Annotated in this window: 17 protein-coding genes and 1 pseudogene; 13 read left to right on the top strand and 5 right to left on the bottom strand. The window is 35.8% G+C overall.

Going from position 1 to position 16,945, the window contains the following annotated elements; all coding sequences use genetic code 11:
* Nucleotides 1-4: 4 nt before the first annotated feature.
* Nucleotides 5-1,198 carry a betaine/proline/choline family ABC transporter ATP-binding protein gene (locus tag A5819_RS03395; protein ID WP_176271349.1) on the bottom strand — a complete coding sequence of 398 codons (1,194 nt, stop codon included), beginning with the start codon at nt 1,196-1,198 and terminating at the stop codon, nt 5-7.
* Between the two features lie 303 nt (nt 1,199-1,501).
* Here A5819_RS03395 and A5819_RS03390 point away from each other — a divergent pair, with 303 nt between their 5' ends.
* From A5819_RS03390 to A5819_RS03370, 7 genes are all read left to right on the top strand, one after another.
* On the top strand, nt 1,502-2,290 hold the full coding sequence (locus A5819_RS03390) for a glycosyltransferase (RefSeq protein ID WP_086281835.1): 789 nt from the start codon (nt 1,502-1,504) through the stop codon (nt 2,288-2,290).
* On the top strand, nt 2,263-3,102 hold the full coding sequence (locus tag A5819_RS03385) for a glycosyltransferase (RefSeq protein ID WP_086281836.1): 840 nt from the start codon (nt 2,263-2,265) through the stop codon (nt 3,100-3,102). The genes A5819_RS03390 and A5819_RS03385 overlap by 28 nt, the downstream gene beginning before the upstream one ends.
* Before the next feature lie 313 nt (nt 3,103-3,415).
* Nucleotides 3,416-3,562: a hypothetical protein gene (locus tag A5819_RS19160; protein WP_176271348.1), complete on the top strand. Its 147-nt coding sequence runs from the start codon at nt 3,416-3,418 to the stop codon at nt 3,560-3,562.
* Nucleotides 3,563-3,731: 169 nt separating this feature from the next.
* Entirely contained in the window at nt 3,732-4,049 is a 318-nt protein-coding gene (locus tag A5819_RS03380; protein WP_086281837.1) for a PadR family transcriptional regulator, read from the top strand.
* A gap of 281 nt (nt 4,050-4,330) precedes the next feature.
* Entirely contained in the window at nt 4,331-4,534 is a 204-nt protein-coding gene (locus A5819_RS19675) for a hypothetical protein (RefSeq protein WP_254907210.1), read from the top strand.
* Nucleotides 4,535-4,537: 3 nt separating this feature from the next.
* Entirely contained in the window at nt 4,538-5,605 is a 1,068-nt protein-coding gene (locus A5819_RS03375; RefSeq protein ID WP_254907209.1) for a DUF4097 family beta strand repeat-containing protein, read from the top strand.
* 205 nt (nt 5,606-5,810) lie between these two features.
* Nucleotides 5,811-6,317: a hypothetical protein gene (locus tag A5819_RS03370; RefSeq protein ID WP_086281838.1), complete on the top strand. Its 507-nt coding sequence runs from the start codon at nt 5,811-5,813 to the stop codon at nt 6,315-6,317.
* Between the two features lie 784 nt (nt 6,318-7,101).
* Here A5819_RS03370 and A5819_RS03360 read toward each other — a convergent pair.
* Nucleotides 7,102-7,992: pseudogene (locus tag A5819_RS03360) on the bottom strand (VOC family protein).
* 160 nt (nt 7,993-8,152) lie between these two features.
* Between A5819_RS03360 and queA the strand changes: the two are divergent.
* The gene (queA, locus tag A5819_RS03355; RefSeq protein ID WP_086281840.1) at nt 8,153-9,184 is read left to right on the top strand and encodes a tRNA preQ1(34) S-adenosylmethionine ribosyltransferase-isomerase QueA; all 1,032 of its coding nucleotides are present in this window, start codon (nt 8,153-8,155) and stop codon (nt 9,182-9,184) included.
* 200 nt (nt 9,185-9,384) lie between these two features.
* Here the strand turns inward: queA and spx are convergent, their stop codons facing one another.
* Nucleotides 9,385-9,783: a transcriptional regulator Spx gene (spx, locus tag A5819_RS03350; RefSeq protein ID WP_086281854.1), complete on the bottom strand. Its 399-nt coding sequence runs from the start codon at nt 9,781-9,783 to the stop codon at nt 9,385-9,387.
* Nucleotides 9,784-10,204: 421 nt separating this feature from the next.
* Here spx and A5819_RS03345 point away from each other — a divergent pair, with 421 nt between their 5' ends.
* The 5 genes from A5819_RS03345 (at nt 10,205) to A5819_RS19155 (ending at nt 15,861) form a co-directional block, all read left to right on the top strand.
* Nucleotides 10,205-10,960 carry a MerR family transcriptional regulator gene (locus A5819_RS03345; protein WP_086281841.1) on the top strand — a complete coding sequence of 252 codons (756 nt, stop codon included), beginning with the start codon at nt 10,205-10,207 and terminating at the stop codon, nt 10,958-10,960.
* A 7-nt stretch (nt 10,961-10,967) separates the two neighbouring features.
* Nucleotides 10,968-11,576 carry an N-acetyltransferase gene (locus A5819_RS03340; protein WP_086281842.1) on the top strand — a complete coding sequence of 203 codons (609 nt, stop codon included), beginning with the start codon at nt 10,968-10,970 and terminating at the stop codon, nt 11,574-11,576.
* A 1-nt stretch (nt 11,577) separates the two neighbouring features.
* Complete coding sequence (locus tag A5819_RS03335; protein ID WP_086281843.1) at nt 11,578-12,555, top strand: S9 family peptidase; 978 nt, start codon at nt 11,578-11,580, stop codon at nt 12,553-12,555.
* Nucleotides 12,556-12,729: 174 nt separating this feature from the next.
* The gene (gene lanM, locus A5819_RS03330) at nt 12,730-15,606 is read left to right on the top strand and encodes a type 2 lanthipeptide synthetase LanM (protein WP_086281844.1); all 2,877 of its coding nucleotides are present in this window, start codon (nt 12,730-12,732) and stop codon (nt 15,604-15,606) included.
* A gap of 81 nt (nt 15,607-15,687) precedes the next feature.
* Nucleotides 15,688-15,861, top strand: a complete 174-nt coding sequence (locus tag A5819_RS19155; protein WP_176271347.1) for a hypothetical protein — start codon at nt 15,688-15,690, stop codon at nt 15,859-15,861.
* 51 nt (nt 15,862-15,912) lie between these two features.
* On the opposite strand, the gene A5819_RS03325 is transcribed toward A5819_RS19155, so the two are convergent.
* Both A5819_RS03325 and A5819_RS03320 read right to left on the bottom strand, forming a co-directional pair.
* On the bottom strand, nt 15,913-16,245 hold the full coding sequence (locus A5819_RS03325; RefSeq protein ID WP_086281845.1) for a hypothetical protein: 333 nt from the start codon (nt 16,243-16,245) through the stop codon (nt 15,913-15,915).
* A 23-nt stretch (nt 16,246-16,268) separates the two neighbouring features.
* Nucleotides 16,269-16,469, bottom strand: a complete 201-nt coding sequence (locus A5819_RS03320) for a helix-turn-helix transcriptional regulator (protein ID WP_254907295.1) — start codon at nt 16,467-16,469, stop codon at nt 16,269-16,271.
* Between the last annotated feature and the right edge of the window lie 476 nt (nt 16,470-16,945).

The following is a 16,945-nucleotide window of genomic DNA, read 5'->3' as shown; positions in this document are numbered from 1 at the left end:
TTTTTTACACCTCCGCTTGAGGCTGTTTGACATCAGTTGGTTCTGATTCATTTTGAGTTGGAGCAGTTTCTTCTGTTTCTTCTTCACCCCAGATAACATCGTAAACGATATCTACTAGAGAAGCTCTGGTTAAAATACCAACGACTTTTTGTTGGTCGTCTACAACAGGAACATATTTTAAGCCACGTTTTAAAATTCGTTGCAACGTATCACGCAATAAAGAAGATTTTTTTACAAAGAAGACTTTTGGATTCATGATATCACTAACACTGGTAGCCGTATTTCTACGACGGTCAAGGGTTTCAACATCGATAAAGCCTTTTAAAACACCAGATCCGTCAACGACTAGTAAGGTATCAACCCGTTTTTCTCTCATTAGTTTGATTGCTTCAGATAATGATTTTTCTGGTGTGATCGTGATAGCGTTATTAAGCATCACTTCACCAACCGTAGTAATATCAGGTTTTGCTTGGATCAAACGATCTTCACCAATTAATTCTTCGACAAATTCATTGACTGGATGACGTAAAATATTATCCGGCGTATCAAATTGAATCACTTTACCTTCACTCATAATGGCAATTCGATTGGCTAATTTAAGGGCCTCATCCATATCGTGAGTAACAAATACAATTGTTTTTCCTAATCGTTCTTGTAAATCTTTGACTAAGTCTTGTAAAGAGTCTCTAGTGATTGGATCTAGTGCACCAAAAGGTTCATCCATCAAGATAATATCTTGATTGGCTGCAAGAGCCCGAACAACGCCGATTCGTTGTTGTTGTCCACCAGATAATTCGTTTGGATAACGATCAAGCATTTCTCTAGGTAGTTCCACTAAATCGATCATTTTTTCTGCGATTTTATTGCGTTCTTCAAGGTCTACTTTTAATAACTTCGGTACAAGTACGATGTTTTCTCTAATTGTCATATGTGGCATCAACCCGATATTTTGAATAACATACCCGATTTTTCTACGCAACTCAACAGGATTAATCGTTTGGATATCTTCACCATTGATCAAGATTTTCCCTTTTGAAGGATCCGTCATCCGATTGATCATCCGCATTGAAGTTGTTTTTCCGCTACCACTGGTTCCGATAAAGCAGATAAATTCACCTTTATCAAAAGACAGATTGATGTCATCTACAGCGATTTTCCCGCCTTTGTAAATTTTTGAAACATGTTGAAATTCGATCAACTTTCTCACCCCAAATTCTTTTTTCTTGGTCTTGTTTCTTACATAATTACAATGTTTCCTAACAAATGTTTCTACTACTAGTATGCTACAAAACAACGATTTGGACAAATCAGAGGTTTTTATGACCATTCTTAAGGTCAAAAAGAATGAGATGAGCAACGTATTTTTCTAAGAAATGCTGGAAAAAGAGAGGAAAGAAGGACTTATTAACTATTATTCTATTAACAATAGTTGGAAACCTTAGTATATTGTTGACTAGCAACTACTGTTTTATGAATAACAGGAGGCGAAAAGGAGAAAAAAATGGAAAAATTTGGGTTATGGAATTTGGTATTTAGTTTGAGTTATTTGTTTTTATTTTATCTTGTAGCGAAGAGAAATGAAAACTATCGGAAATTTGTCTTAACTGGTTTTGTTATTATCCAATTTATTTACTTAGCTTGGCGGTTTGTTTATACGATTCCTAGTGGAAGTATTGTTGAAACGATTGCCGGGAGTTTATTATATCTGGCAGAATTTATGGGATTCATTCAGGCCTTTACTCTAGTGATCTTATTTTGGAAGCCGTATAAACGGAAAGAAAAAACCGTAGATGAATTAAAAGTGTTACCCACTGTTGATATTTTGATCGCTACCTATAATGAAAATATTGATATTTTAGAAAGAACTGTTGTAGGATGTTTATCTATTGACTATCCTAAAGAGCTATTAAAGATCTATCTTTGTGATGATGGAGATCGCTTGATAGTAAAAAAATTAGCAGAAAAACATCATGTTGAATTCATTGCTCGTCCAACACATGAGCATGCCAAAGCTGGGAAGTTAAATTATGCACTAACCAAAACTAGCAGAGAAATTATTGTGACTCAAGATGCAGATATGGTGCCTAAACGTGAGTTTTTACAACGAACGCTTGGGTATTTTGCGCAAGAGGATGTTGGGTTTATTCAAACACCGCAAACGTTTTTTAATTCCGATATATTTCAACACAATCTATATTTAGATAGTGAAATCAACAATGAGCAAGACTTTTTTATGCGTAGTTTAGAAGAAGGCAAAGATCAATTCAATGCAGTACAGTACTGTACGTAGGAAGTAATGCATTATTTAAGCGGGCCGCCTTAGATTCGATCGGTGGATTCACAACCGGTGTGATCACAGAAGATATGGCTACAGGTTTATTGTTGCAAAATAATGGCTGGCAAGGCGTCTTTGTCAATGAAGCGCTCGCTTCAGGCCTTTCTCCAGAAACGTTAGCAGATTATGTGAAACAACGGGATCGTTGGGGACGTGGTAATGTCCAGGTTGCTAAAAAATATACATTAGAGAAACTGAAAAATTTAAGCTTCATTCAAAAATGGTTTTATCTTGATGGTGTGCTGTACTGGTATTCTGGCATGTATAAATTGATTTATTTACTATGTCCATTTTTATATTTGGTTTTTAACATTTCAAGCTTGAAAACGATGTTGGCGCAACTAGTGATATTTTGGTTACCAGCATTTTTATCGGGAAGTCTGATGTATAAGTCAGTTACTAGAAAAAAATATAATTCCTTCATAAATAATATTTATGAACTTGTTACAGCACCGCAAGTTTCTTGGGCAGTTTGGAAAGAGACCTTGTTTAGTCCTAAAAAGAATAAAAAATTCCATGTGACGATTAAAGGGATCCAAGGGGAAAAAAGCTACTTTGATTGGCGCAACTGCAAAATTCAGATCCTATTATTAGGGGTAAACTGTTTCGCTTTGATTTATTATATCTGGCAATTAGATCTAGGTCAGCTACAGTGGTGGAATGTTTTATCCATCAATATTTATAGTATTTTGCATAGCTCTTTTAATGATCGGGATCGGGACGACCCAGACGGTAAATACCGCAGATGCTGCTTTTTCAAAAGATGAAGCAGTTAGGGAGCGGTTTGCTTTAAAAAGAGAAAGACTAGCAGAAGTCGTTTCTTAAAAGATCGCTCATGTAGAGAACTCAATCAAGAGAAAACTAAAAGAGCAAGAAGCAAAAAAAGTTCAAAAACAAAAAGAAGAGACTGAAAAGAAAGAGGCCGCTAAAAAAGCGGAAGAAGAAAAAGTAGCCAGTCAAACCGTAGCTCAAGAAGCAGCAAATGAACAGGCAGCAGGCCAAGATCAAGCTGCAGCACAACAACCAGTAGAACAGACCCAAACGCCACTAGCACCTGTTCCTGTTGAGGAGCCCGAAGCGGTGTCTGGCGCCTCAGCTAGTGGGCGGGAAAGAGGTCAGCAAAATAGAGAGTGGGGCCGGCAGTTGGGTGATCCTAATTTGACACCAGAAGAGCGTCAAGGTATCATTCAAGAGAAAAAGAATTACAACCGCAATAACCACCGATAAAGGACTGAACAAGAATTGTACCAAAGAATAAAGCACTTTGGTGCAGCGCTTAATTTGCTGTTTTTTAGAAATTAGACATGTGCTCTTTTCATAGTCGATTTATTTCAGTGGTTACTTATAGAAACTGCGGGTAATTTGTCAATCAAAACTGTGATAAGGGGATTGAGCGATGAGGGCTTCCAGCCAATTTAAAAAAGGTGCTTTAGAAATGTGTGTACTTCATTTTATTCAAAAAGAAGATCGATATGGATACGAATTAACACAACGAGTGAATCAGTTTATACCAATTACCGAAGGGGCGCTTTACCCAGTTTTACGCCGATTAGTTAAAGAATCATATTGTGAGATTTATACCAAAGAATCACCAGATGGTCCTTCCAGAAAGTACTACCAAATGACGGATAAAGGAAAAGAATATTTGGAGCTTTTAGAGCGTGATTGGGATGAATTCGTTGAACAAGTAAATAAACTGAGGGAGGCAGATTAGTGAACACAATGGAAGAATATTTAAACCAACTAAAGGCTGCTTTTGCTGAAGAAGATATAGAAAATTTTAACGAGCTGAAAGAAGATTTATTGAAGTAATTAGCTATTTGTTTAGAAGAAGGACAAACAGAAGCAGAAGTTGTTGCCAGACTTGCTCCGCCAGAAGAAATAGCTGCTGATTTTTACGCAGATCTAAGCTTAGATGCTGCAATCAATGCCAAAGCTTCTGTTGTTCCTAGAGAAGAAATTCAAGATGTATTCATTCAAACTCAGAAAAAAAGAATGCAAAAATTTATCAAGACGGTATTTAAAGTGTTGAGACCATTATTTCTTTTAGGACTGTTGGCAGTCTTTGGATTTTTCTTGATCTATGTCGTAAAAGAATTGATAGAAGAACGAAATCTTGCTGGTATTCCAACAATTTTATGTTTATTTTTATTGGCGATTATCTTACAAGTTATTAAAAGTTGGTTTAGTCAAAAGTAGCGCTTGATCAATGGGGTTGCAATTGGTTTATCTGGACTTGGCATCGCATTGTTGCTATTTTTTTCAGTAACAGGCCAGTTAATGTATAGCGGTAGACCATATTCCAAAGAAATCAATCTAGCTTCCAGCAATCATGCTGCTTTTAGTTTTGATTCAGATGCAGATGTTGAGATCACCATAGTTGAGGTATCTAGTACTGAAAAACCAAGCTTAATGGTGAAAGGCAGATTCAAAGAAAGTGACATTAAAAAGATCGAAAATGGCTCATATGACAATAAAGTTGACTTAACATTGGATGAGGAAAATATTTTTGATTCATTCACACGAACAGGACGTTCAGAAGTGATTTTCTTTATTCCGAAAGGGACGACCCTCGATGATTTTCACTTAGGTTTAAGCCAAGGCGATTTACGTTTGCTGGATATCCAAACGAAAAATTTTGACTTAGATTTAATTTCAGGAGATGTTTATGCCAAAAATATTATTGCAGATGAAGGCAATGTAGCTAGTGATTATGGCGACGTAATTATCGAAGAATCAGCGATGAATTTAAACGTTAAAAGTACTTCTGGCAAAACAGTTATCACTGGTATGCTGGGTGATTTAACGATCGATGGCAATAAGGGACTTTCTATTTTGAAATTTTTACGTTCGGATAATGTTGTTTTGAACAATCATTCAGGACGAATGATTTTAGAAGACTCCGAAACAAAGAAACTTACGGCCACGGCAATAGATGGTCAAGTGATTGTAAAAAGAACCAAAGGGGATCTTTTAATGGTCAATGAGAGCGGCAAAAACGTTTCAAAAGAAAATCAAGGGACATTAGATTTAAAAAATGGCTCTGGACCAACAATTGCTATTCAAGAAAGTAAAGTAAATGCAACTGTATCCAGCCAATCGGGTTTTATCAAATGGCTCCAAGACCCAAGTCAAGCAATCAAAGTTATTGCTAGTACTGGGACTGGCGAATTGAGAAATGATTTTTCTGATGTATCAAATGACGGAAAATATAAAATTGATGTAAAATCAAAAACTGGCGATGTTAAAATTTTGGAAAAAGTTGAATAGGTTTTAGCAGTTTGTCGAAGAGATGACAATGGTCTAGTTTTATGAATTACAACGGGTCTATTATATAAGGGGAGTTAGGCAAAACATTCTCCTTAAGCTTGAATGGGTGTTATAAAAAAATCGAAGGTTGAATCTATGTTTTAATAAAGCAGCACTTTGGTAGCTGTCTTTGCTCGTTTTTCAAAAAAGTTTTAAGGAGAAAAGGATGTTTAAAAAAAGGAAGATTAAAAAGTGGTTTGAACAAGGAAAGCGTTCCTTGGAAACAAAAGATTACCAACAAGCAGTTTATTTTTTCAAATTGGTTATAGAAGCAAGTATCAAAAATGGCGGCATTCAACTAAATGAGTGTTTCAATGCGTTTATTTCACTTGGTGATATTTATAACGAGGAATTGTGTTTTGAAGAGGCGGATCAGCTATATCTTATGGCTGCAGGGATGGATTTTTCAGCAAAATTTGTGTTGTTGAAAGAAGAGTTGTTTCATGACGATTCAAAATATAACCTAGATAGAAAAAAATGGTTGAAAAAAAATATGATTGATTTTACCGATATCATTCAAGCCAATGATGGTAAAAAATGGTTTTTTTTAATTGAAGAGGGAAAAACGAGACAACCAAAATTAATACCAACCAAAAAAAGAAAACCTCAAACTCCGATAGATGAAGAATCCTTTTGGTCCAATGAGGACTATCTAGATACTCAGAATATCTAGATGGATGTCCAACAGAGAGGCTGAGAGAAACACCTATGAGGGCGATAGCTCTCATAGGTGTTTCTCTCGCTCTTTTTTTTACCTATTTTAATTAACAAAGAAGTCAAGTAGGCTACTAAAAAATAGAGAATAATTCGCTTATTTTCATAATAAAACAAGATAAATGAAATATTTTCTGACACTTTGTTGACTATGAAATTGTTTTTCTTTAAAATGAGTAATAGATAGAAACGAATATAATAAAAAAGGCACTTCACAAATCAGTTGGCGCTGATTCGTGAAGCCCTGATAAGTCAGAGAAAGCTGACCAATCAAGTTGCCCTTGTCAATGCGTAACATCGACATATTCCATTTTACTCAATTTTGGGAGAAATATCTAGAACTTTCTTTTCCAGAATTTAAGATGGATTATGTGATGCCTATTTGTTGAACATGCAATGGTGTTGGTAGAGTTTACCGATACCATTTTTTTGTTTCTATCTAGAGAGTGTAAAGAGTTGGATTGTGAATTGCTTTAACTGAAGCCGACAGTCAAAAGCTGTTTCATAAATTTGATCTTTGCAGTTTTGCAAAAATCAAAGCTGGACAAACCTAGTAGAATCGTTGAGATGGTAATGTTCTGTTTTGTTTGATCTAGTCTTTGATTTTCAAGAGGTATAAACAGGAGCAGAAGAACAAAAATAATCTTGACCTATTCTAGATAAGTTCATTTATTTTTGTCTTTGGCACCTGTTTGTATCTTAGGGTAAGCTACATAGAGGATTTTACTTAAGAGTCATTCAATTTATGGTTCATGATAAAGAGTTGCTTCGATCTCTGTCCGCTTTTTTTCCAAGAAGGGCGGCAGTGCAAGCTGTTCACCTAAAGCGTCTAAGGGTTCATCGATCGTAAATCCAGGTGTTAAAGTAGCGAATTCAACACGATTACCGCCGGGTTCTCTGATGTACAAGCTTTTAAAATAACTACGATGGATTATTTTTTCAATATGCTAACCTTGTTGTTTCGCTTTTTTATATAGATGATCAAGAGCCGTTTCATCTTTAATCGAAAAGGCTACATGATCCATACTGCCTCGACCCATCCTCGTTTTTTCTGCTGTATCGGTCTGCACTAGCTGAATAAAGTCTGTTCCATTCAGCTGTAGATACCCCTGATCAGATTTCCACCCTAACAATCGATAAAAAAATTCTGCTGTTTTTTCAAGATCAGCGACATGAAACTCGGTCGACAAAAGACCTAAAATTTGCTTGTCGCCAGGAATGGAGTTTTGAACCTGTAACGCCTTAGCTAATGATGGTTGTTCTACTTCAACTAGCCGAATAGTTACTTGATCTCGATCTTGAAAATATAATGTGTTTTGTTCTTTAGTGAAGATCATTTGAGCTTCAGTTAACCGCTGTTCCCAAAAGTGCAAGCTGCCTTTGGGGATTTTTAGTCCGATTGAATTCAAAAAATGGTCATTATCATACCGATTAGCGAGTGCCGGAACGACGAAAAAGGTAATGACAGAACCAGGTGTTCCAGCGTAATCTCCGTAATAGTAGTGAAGCATTTTGTGATTCTCTTGATTGACTGTTTTTTTTACAAAACGCAACCCAAGAAGCGTTGTGTAAAAAAAGTGATTTTCCTCAGCGTATCTAGTCAATAAGGAAACATGATGAAGTGGTGCAAACATGATAAACCTCCTAGTTTCAATAACTTACTTTTAGTAAGTTTAACGGTTTGAAACAGTAGATTCAAGTATTTTGTCTTTTAGCAAGGTGTTTTCTTCGTAGCCAGATAACGTAAAAAATGGTAGAATAGCCAAGACAAATCAAGTAGAAAGAGTGACAAATATGCTTAGTACAGAAGATTTTGATTTTGATTTACCAGAAGAGCTAATTGCTCAAACCCCTTTAAAAGATCGAACGAGTTCACGTCTTTTGGTTTTGAACCGTGATACAAAGGAGATAGAAGATAAACATTTTCATGATATTATTGATGAATTAAACGCTGGAGATGCGTTAGTCATGAATGATACGCGTGTATTACCAGCGCGCTTATATGGAGAAAAATCTGAAACTGGTGGCCATTTGGAAGTGCTGCTTTTGACAAATACAGAAGGTGATACGTGGGAAACGCTGATCAAACCAGCCAAGCGCGCAAAAGTTGGCACAAAAATCAGATTTGGCGATGGTCGTTTAAGTGCAACCGTTGTTGAAGAACTCGAACATGGTGGTCGAATCGTCACGTTCAGTTATGATGGAATCTTCTTAGAAATCTTGGAATCACTTGGCGAAATGCCTTTGCCACCGTATATAAAAGAGCGTTTAGAAGACCCAGAGCGATACCAAACCGTCTATGCAAAAGAAAATGGCTCTGCAGCAGCTCCTACTGCTGGTTTGCACTTTACACAGGAACTACTTGCTAAAATCCAGTCAAAGGGCGTGAAGCTAGTTTATTTGACCTTACACGTCGGTTTGGGTACATTTCGTCCGGTTAGTGTTGACAATATTGCAGAACATGAAATGCACAGTGAATTTTATCGTTTAACTGAAGATGCGGCTAGCCAATTAAATGAAGTTCGTACGAACGGCGGAAAAATTGTTGCAGTAGGCACGACCTCGATTCGGACTTTAGAAACAATCGGAACGAAGTTTGATGGCCAAATCAAAGCAGATAGTGGTTGGACAGATATTTTTATTACCCCTGGCTATGAATTTAAAATTGTCCAAGCCTTTTCTACTAATTTTCATCTACCTAAATCAACATTAGTGATGTTGGTCAGTGCATTTGCTGGGCGTGATCTAACCTTGGCTGCGTATCAACATGCAATCGATGAACGTTACCGTTTCTTTAGCTTCGGTGATGCTATGTTTGTAAAGTGAGATAACGAAAAATCAATCAGAAAAAGACTCGGTTCTATTTGAACAGAGTTGGAATAAGAGCCTGAAACATACCTTTAAAAGGTATGTTTCAGGCTCTTATTATCCGAATAAACGGTGGGGTTGTTTCTGCCCCAACCTCTTCATGCTCAAATTTAGAAGAAGCCGATTTTTTTACGTTATTAGATTCGAGGTAGTAACAGTTATAAGCCGCTTAAAAGCAATGTTTGTGATAATTCTCTTTTGCGAACAGATCTTGGTAAAAAGCAACGAATTTCATCTTCGTTAAAGCCAATCTGCAATCTTTTTTCATCGATCATAATCGGGCGGCGTAATAATCCGGGGTTGTCTTTCACCAGCTCCAATAATGCATGTAAAGGTAATTCGTTGATATCTATATCTAGTTTTTGAAAAACTTTGGAACGGATTGAAATAATATCTTCCGTGCCTTCTTCAGTAAAAATTAATATATTTTTTAGTTCGTCTAATGTAATGGGAGTCGTGCCAAAGTTCTTTTCTTCAAATGGAATATCATGATCAATTAGCCAACGCCGCGCTTTTCTACATGATGTACAGCTATTTGTAGTATATAATTTTAACATAGTTTTCATATCCTTTCGAAAATATTGGTACATACCTCTTAATAACTATAATATACTAAAAGTAAAGAATTCACAAAATAAATGCTTATAAAATAGCTGTTTATCTCTAGTAAAAGGAAGAAATAACTGGAAATTCACAAACTTTTGTTATTTTTTTCGGATAAATTACACTATTAGCTTTAATACATAGTGAAGTTGTTTGTTATGTATGCACGAACATCCAATAGCATTTTTTTTATTATGATTTTGAAATCGCTTTCGTATGGTGTGGAAAAGGAACTATTTTTTATCGGCACTTGACTGTTGGGTGACCTCATAGTTTATGCTAACAGAACTAAGAACAAACGCTCACTAAAAAAACTGGACCACATTTTTAGTCGTTTTAGATGAGCATATCTATTTTTTATTGGAGGAGATCAAAATGGAAACATATTTAACTATGGGACAATTAGCTGAATTATTGGCTATTTCCAAACACCAAATTCGCTATAACGAAGAAAAAGGCTTATTGTCGCCAGCATTTATTGATAATAATGGATACCACAAATACGGTATTGATCAAGTGTATCAGTTGGCAAATATTCTTTTAATGAGAAGTTTAGGCGTATCAACGGCTCAAATTACTAAGTTTATGACCAATCAGGATAATGTTTGGGCGGAACAAACGTTAAAAGAAACACTACAAGCTACAGAAGACAAAATTCACCAATTAGTCGTTGCTAAAAAGAAACTTGAAGCGTTATTGCCAGAGATCGAACAAAAAGAGGAGGGATATCTTAGCTTGCCAGCAAGAAATTTGAGGAAAGTCTATTCATATCCAGTGATGGAATCAATGAATATAGCTGGCTTCTTTAAAGCTTTCAAAAATACTCAAAACAACCAACCTATGCTTTTTGAATCACTCTATTATTTAGTCTGCGATCAGCAGATGGATGTTTACGTTGAAGACCCTTTGGCAAAAGATAAACGTCTAAAAGCGGGTGACTATGTAGTAAAAAGAGTTTGGGTAGAAGAAGAGGCAGAATTGTTAGAAGCTGTTGATAACTTTAAGCAAGACACCAACTATCCATCCTTAGGTGTATCAGAAGTGATCATCAAAGAGGAAGCCTATTCTTCTATTTTAATGAACAATAAACTTTTGTATGAACTTCAAGGGTTTATTTCAATGAAAGGGTGAGGGGGTTATGAATAATAGCATCCATGTGATTGCTCGTGATCAATTAAGTCAGCAGGAAGAAAAGGAGGTACTTAGGTTGTTGCTAACATCTTTTTCCGCTAAATTTGGAACACTCCATCTAAAGCTAGCTGAAAAGCTGGATATTTTAGTTTATCTTGAACGGAAATATTCTCAGCAGATCGCTCCCGTTGATTATATTGCAAAGAAGGAAAACAAAATCGTCGGGTTATTGACTATTGCGGGAAAAAATAATTATACCCAAAAACTAGCGTATCCTTTTGATTTAGTTAAAAAGTATGGTTTTTTTACTATCGCTCACTATCTCTTATTGCTGACAGCGCTAGAGTATCGTCCAGCTGATGAGGAGCAGTATATTGAAAATATTGCAGTATACGAAAAATTTCAAAAACAGGGAATTGCGAAGGAGTTAATCCAGACGGCACAAACAAATACGAAAAAAGGTGAAAAGCTGACCCTTCTTGTTTCCGCTAAAAATACACATGCAAAGCGCCTATATTTGAAGTGCGGGTTTTCAATCGTTAAAAGGAAAAGAAAAGTTCTTTTAGGTTTTTTAGTGAATGAACCAAATTGGCTTTTTATGGAATGGAGTAGATAAGATGAAACGAGTGAAAAAGTTGATCCTGCTCTTTACAGGATTACTTATGATTTTAGGCATATTTATTTGGTATGAACATTTTTATGATATGCATGAGACCACTAAATGGATTCCAACTACTAAAGGCCGTTTAGCTGCTGTGTTAACACAACCAAAAGGGCGTGAGTCTCGTGGAATCGTAGTGCTAGTTCATGGAGATGCAGCAGTTGATGCCACAAACGAAGGTGGTTATAGGCCTATGATGGAACAATTTGCTAAAGCTGGATTTACAACTATTTCTTGGGCAAAACCAGGGGTTACTGGATCAGCAGGAAACTGGCTGAATCAATCGATGGATGATCGGGCAGATGAAGTAACTGAAGTCATTCAATGGGCAAGGAAGCAGCCAACCATAAATACAGAGAAAATTGTGTTATGGGGAATAAGTCAAGGTGGTTGGGTTGTCCCAAAAGTTGCTGCGCAAAAGAAAGTCCCGCTTTCTAAAATAATCTTGGTATCGCCAGCGATTGACTGGTTAACGCAAAATACGTATTATACGACACAAAAATTAAAACGAGAAGGCAAAACACCGCAACAAATCACAGAAGCCTTAGGAAAAGAAGCACAAGTAATCACGTTATTAAAAAATAATGTATCTTTTCAAGAATATCTAGCAAATACGCCAGAATCAGAGCCAATGTCAAAAGAGCGCTGGTCCTTTGTTAAAAAAAAATTCAGAGGGAACAGTCGAGCTGATTTAGAAAAAATAGATGTCCCAGTTGAGTTGATCCTTGCTGACCATGACCAAAACGTAGATATTAAGGACACTGAAAAAACATACTCAGAAAAAATACCAACAGACTTGCTATCTGTTTATAAAATGAAAAATGCCGCGCATAGCATGGTATATGCCAATCTTGCCCAATCAGAATTTTTAACAACCGCAGCCTATTTGTTAGCACCTAAAGATTTTTTGATCAATAGAGCCTTTTTAAGGTAATCATTTTTATCTGTTGCAAGAGATTGAGTATCCCTTACTATTTTTTGCTAGTACTTCAGTTGAATACTACGATATTTTTATTTACTTTTAAAGAAAATAAAAATATCGTAGTATTTTTGCTACTTTTTTATTATGATTATAAAGAGGAGACACAATGCTAAAGGAGAGAAAACGATGATCGAAGAGTTGACCTATAGTTATGCTACAACCATTTCTGAAAGAATCCAGTGTTGGAGAAACCTACATGTAGACACCGAGGAACCCGTTTACTTAAAGCAATGGCAAGTACGCAAGAGTTTCTTACAAGAGTCAGATTATCATAAAATGATGCACCATTATCAATGGAACGAGCAGCAACTTAACCGCGGACTGGTGCCGTTTACAGAAGAACGAGCACAATTATTATTACCAACTGTTGAAAAAAGTGAGTGGTTCCAATTACATAGACAGTTATTTGCAGAGGAAATTCCAATAAAAGAAATGAACTTAGCAGCTGGACTTCGTTTTCACTTAAACTACTATGAACAACATATTAGACGTCTATTACCAAAATACCCATTGATTCAACTACCAGAAAATGTGATCGAGGAACTGATCGAGCAATTATCTGCTGAATTCTTTTTTATTGCGCAAAAAACCTTGGTTTGGGATGTTCATCAAATGATTGAAGAATACCAGTTACAGGCGGAATCAAAAGAAGCAGAATTTGCCAAGTACATTGAAGAATTTCTTGGAGACAAACAACGAACGTATCTTTTTTATGGAGAATATCCGACACTTGCCAGAGTTCTTGCAGTTCGTTTGGGCTTTGCTTGTGAAATGATTGAAGAATTTATTGCTTCGTTGACTAATTCTACTGAACAATTGACAGAAACTTTCGCCATTTCAACACCGATAAAACTTACACAAATAGAATTGGGGCAAGGAGACAGCCACGACCAAGGAAAAACAGTGATTCAATTTCAGATACAGAAGACAGACCTGATTTTTAAATTTAAAAACCTTGAAATAGGTGAACGTTTTAATGCATTACTGTCTTATCTGGAAAAACTAGATACAACGTTGTCCTTCTATAAAATTAAGCGTATTGTCTTACCAACATTTACGATCGAGGAAAAAGTAATCTATCAAGAATGTCAAAATGAGAATGAAGTGATGAGTTTTTATCGAAACTATGGCCAGCTATTAGCAATCGTTTATTGGTTAGGGGCAACAGATTTGCATATGGAAAACTTAATTGCTAGTGGCTCCTACCCCGTCTTGATCGATGTGGAAACGTTGATTCGTCCTGAGATGTTCAAACAAACACAAAAACTATCACGGCAAGTTCGCATCGAAAAACAATCAGTTATCGTCTCTGGTTTGTTGCCACAAAAAAAGCAATGGAAACGTGATCTGGAAATGGACGCTTTATCTGGTACTAAGCAAAAGTTGCCTAAAAAAGTTAGAAGGCTGAGAAATGAAGGCTCTAGTGATATCGCTTTTCAATTAGAGGAAGCGTACATGGAGGGTGCTCAAAATATTCCTCGCTTAGCGGGACAAGATGTAGATTATCAATTATATCGTCACGTGATCCAGGCAGCATTTCAAACAATGAATCAATTATTATTGAAAAATAAAGCTGCTTTTATAGAGAAAGTCAAAGAGTTATTTTCTAATACAACAATCAGATTGATTTACAGAGATACGCAAGATTATGGGAATTTATTGAATTTTACTTTGCATACAGAGAGTATGTCAAACTATATTGAACGGGAGAAGATCATTGAAAACTTATGGGCTAGTAAAATCATTCCAGAAGCGTTGATCCCCTTTGAAGTAGAAGCAATGTTGGATCACGATATTCCTTTAGTTACAGCGAACACTTCTTTGACAACAGTTTACACCAATGGTCACAAGCTCCCTGGACTATTGGCCAAGACACCAATACAAGACACGGTGGAGCATATGGAACAAATAACAGAAAGAACCAGTCGATTTTCCTACCTTTTACTAAAAGAAAGTCTAGGTACATTAGAATATAAAACACAAAAAATACCGATTTCAGTACAAAATAGTCCTATTAAACAACCATTATTGCAAAAGGCTGCTGATATTGGTGATAAGATCATTGATCAGATTGTAGTGGACCAACAGCTTGGCGAAGTTGATTGGATGTCCGTTCTACCAGGTGAAAATGAGGAGGTAGTGATTGCCTATCCAAGCACAGATCTTTATGAAGGGAGTGCCGGAGTCTATTTGTTTTTAGTCTATTTGAACTATTTTGTGCCTAAAGCTAGTTATCAAGATGTAATTGAGTTATTGGAAAAAGAGCTTTTTCAAAATGAACAAGCTGAAAGTTCTTATGAAAGTGCCTTTTTTGATGAAGGGATGCGTCTAACCGTTGCTTTTTATGTGACGAGATTGCTTGATGATGAAAAACATCGAGCATACTTACAACAGAGTCTGCAAAACTTGAAAATGGCTCAAGTAATGGAGCATAATCAGTTGAATGAATGGCTTTATGGAAAAGCTAGTTTACTGGCTATTTTGGCAGCCGTCTACCGAGAATTTCCAAGTGACGAAGTCTATGGACTGTTAGCGCATTACGCAGATGCTGTAGAGTTTCAGGAAATGGAAGATAGCAGCTTTGCTCATGGTTATGCTGGTGTTTGTTATGGATTGGCTCAAGCCAATCAATTCTTGAAAGAAGCGGCGATTGAAGCAAAACTGGAATGGTACCAAGAAAAAGTTGAAAAAAGTTTTGTACGGGAACCAATACGCAATAATTCTTGGTGTCGAGGGAAAATGGGCATTGAAAAAGTTATCGGGAAATCAATTGGAAAAGTCGAGGATACTTTTGTAGAAGACGATTGTTTATGTCATGGAAATTATGGAAATTCAGATGATTATTTGACTAATATTAATCTATTAACAGATGACGTTATTAAATTGAAGACTGATCCAGCCTGCATTCCAATAAGCCTTTTTTGCGGATTATCGGGAATAGGCTATCAAATATTGAGAGCATATGATTCGTCCAGTGTACGATCCTTGTTATTTATTAAGTGACACAATCTGAAAAAAGAACTTTACTTATTTGAGTAGACGCATTATAATTTAGGTATTAACGCAAGGGGGAGAAAATATATCATGAGAAAATTATCGATTGAAAAAATGGAAGCAGCGAAAGATCTAAAAAAAGTGGATGCAGTTGTAGGAGCTTCATTTGAAAGAAGTAAAAATTCTGAAGATACTGCGGATAGATCAGAAACAATTGTTGCAAATACAGTAGGTGGTTGGTCTCGTTTAGTTTGTTGGCCATAGAAATCAATGAAAATAAAAAAGAACTAACGAAAGTTAGCTCTTTTTTTATTTTTAAATTGATTTCTTTAAAATCATAATACAAATAGCTTCAGTACCAGATATAAGCAATACAGCGAAATTCAAAATCCATGAATATGCTAATTCATTGTATGACGCAATATCATAGAACAAGTTACTTAAAGCAAATAGTATAATCAAAGTAATGATAAAAGAAATAAAACTTGCTGTTGATATAATTTTCTTTCCACGTTCATCTTTTCCTTCTTTACTAAAGAAAAAATAAACTGAGTAAATTATGAATAAAATAGATAGAACAACAACTACTAAACTGCTCCAGTGATTTATAGGCAAGTTATCAAAAAAAGATTTAAGTGATTCAGTCATAATTTATCCTTTCCTTCCGTCTGTTAGTCGGTTCCTTCGTTTGTTTGCTCGTCATCTGTTAATTTTTTGAAAGTGAAGATTTGTTCAATCGGCACTTCGAAAACGTCTGCTATGTCATGAGCCAGTAAAAGGGAAGGATTGTACCTATTTCTTTCTAACTGAATGATTGTTTGTCTAGATACTCCCACCTTGTCAGCAAGTTCCTGTTGGGTCATGCGTTTCATGGCTCTGTAGACGTGAATGGAACTCTCAAAAGATGAGTTCTTCTTTTTTGGCAATGCAAATCCCTCCAATAGTCTAATTTATGTATTAAATAAAAAGCGCATAGTCAATATACCATATCTTACTTTCACTTACAAATAACTTGCAGATAAAATCAAAAGAAAAAAGCCAAGCTTCTCGACTAGCTTGGCTTTCGTTACCGGAAGGAATCAGTGTATTGAATGATCATTTTTTACTTTTCGTTATACATGTAAATTAATTAGTTGAATTTCTTGTTCATAAACCAAATCTTGTTTTCATTACATTTCATACATTTCTTTTTTTAATTTTTTTTCAATCAAACAATCTTTATACGTGTTTTTTTGCTTTATTTGGATTGATGGTCCAACTTTTTACACATATTCACTATTTTTTAAAGATGTTTTTATGATTTTTATACTCTACACATATATCTTGATGAAAGGTGAATCGTGTTCTG

Origin of the sequence: Enterococcus sp. 7E2_DIV0204 (genome assembly GCF_002140855.1) — a bacterium.
Classification (GTDB): Bacteria; Bacillota; Bacilli; order Lactobacillales; family Enterococcaceae; genus Enterococcus_L; species Enterococcus_L lemimoniae.
This window is presented reverse-complemented; position numbering and strand designations above follow the sequence as displayed.

What these genes read in the sequence shown, in the direction of transcription:
- A5819_RS03370 (WP_086281838.1), top strand. Translation starts at nt 5,811, where the DNA reads ATGTTTAAAAAAAGGAAGATTAAAAAGTGGTTTGAACAAGGAAAGCGT.
- A5819_RS03325 (WP_086281845.1), bottom strand. Translation starts at nt 16,245, where the DNA reads ATGACTGAATCACTTAAATCTTTTTTTGATAACTTGCCTATAAATCAC.
- spx (WP_086281854.1), bottom strand. Translation starts at nt 9,783, where the DNA reads ATGTTAAAATTATATACTACAAATAGCTGTACATCATGTAGAAAAGCG.
- queA (WP_086281840.1), top strand. Translation starts at nt 8,153, where the DNA reads ATGCTTAGTACAGAAGATTTTGATTTTGATTTACCAGAAGAGCTAATT.
- A5819_RS03345 (WP_086281841.1), top strand. Translation starts at nt 10,205, where the DNA reads ATGGAAACATATTTAACTATGGGACAATTAGCTGAATTATTGGCTATT.
- A5819_RS03335 (WP_086281843.1), top strand. Translation starts at nt 11,578, where the DNA reads ATGAAACGAGTGAAAAAGTTGATCCTGCTCTTTACAGGATTACTTATG.
- A5819_RS03380 (WP_086281837.1), top strand. Translation starts at nt 3,732, where the DNA reads ATGAGGGCTTCCAGCCAATTTAAAAAAGGTGCTTTAGAAATGTGTGTA.
- A5819_RS03340 (WP_086281842.1), top strand. Translation starts at nt 10,968, where the DNA reads ATGAATAATAGCATCCATGTGATTGCTCGTGATCAATTAAGTCAGCAG.
- A5819_RS03320 (WP_254907295.1), bottom strand. Translation starts at nt 16,469, where the DNA reads ATGAAACGCATGACCCAACAGGAACTTGCTGACAAGGTGGGAGTATCT.
- A5819_RS19155 (WP_176271347.1), top strand. Translation starts at nt 15,688, where the DNA reads ATGAGAAAATTATCGATTGAAAAAATGGAAGCAGCGAAAGATCTAAAA.
- A5819_RS03390 (WP_086281835.1), top strand. Translation starts at nt 1,502, where the DNA reads ATGGAAAAATTTGGGTTATGGAATTTGGTATTTAGTTTGAGTTATTTG.
- lanM (WP_086281844.1), top strand. Translation starts at nt 12,730, where the DNA reads ATGATCGAAGAGTTGACCTATAGTTATGCTACAACCATTTCTGAAAGA.
- A5819_RS19675 (WP_254907210.1), top strand. Translation starts at nt 4,331, where the DNA reads ATGCAAAAATTTATCAAGACGGTATTTAAAGTGTTGAGACCATTATTT.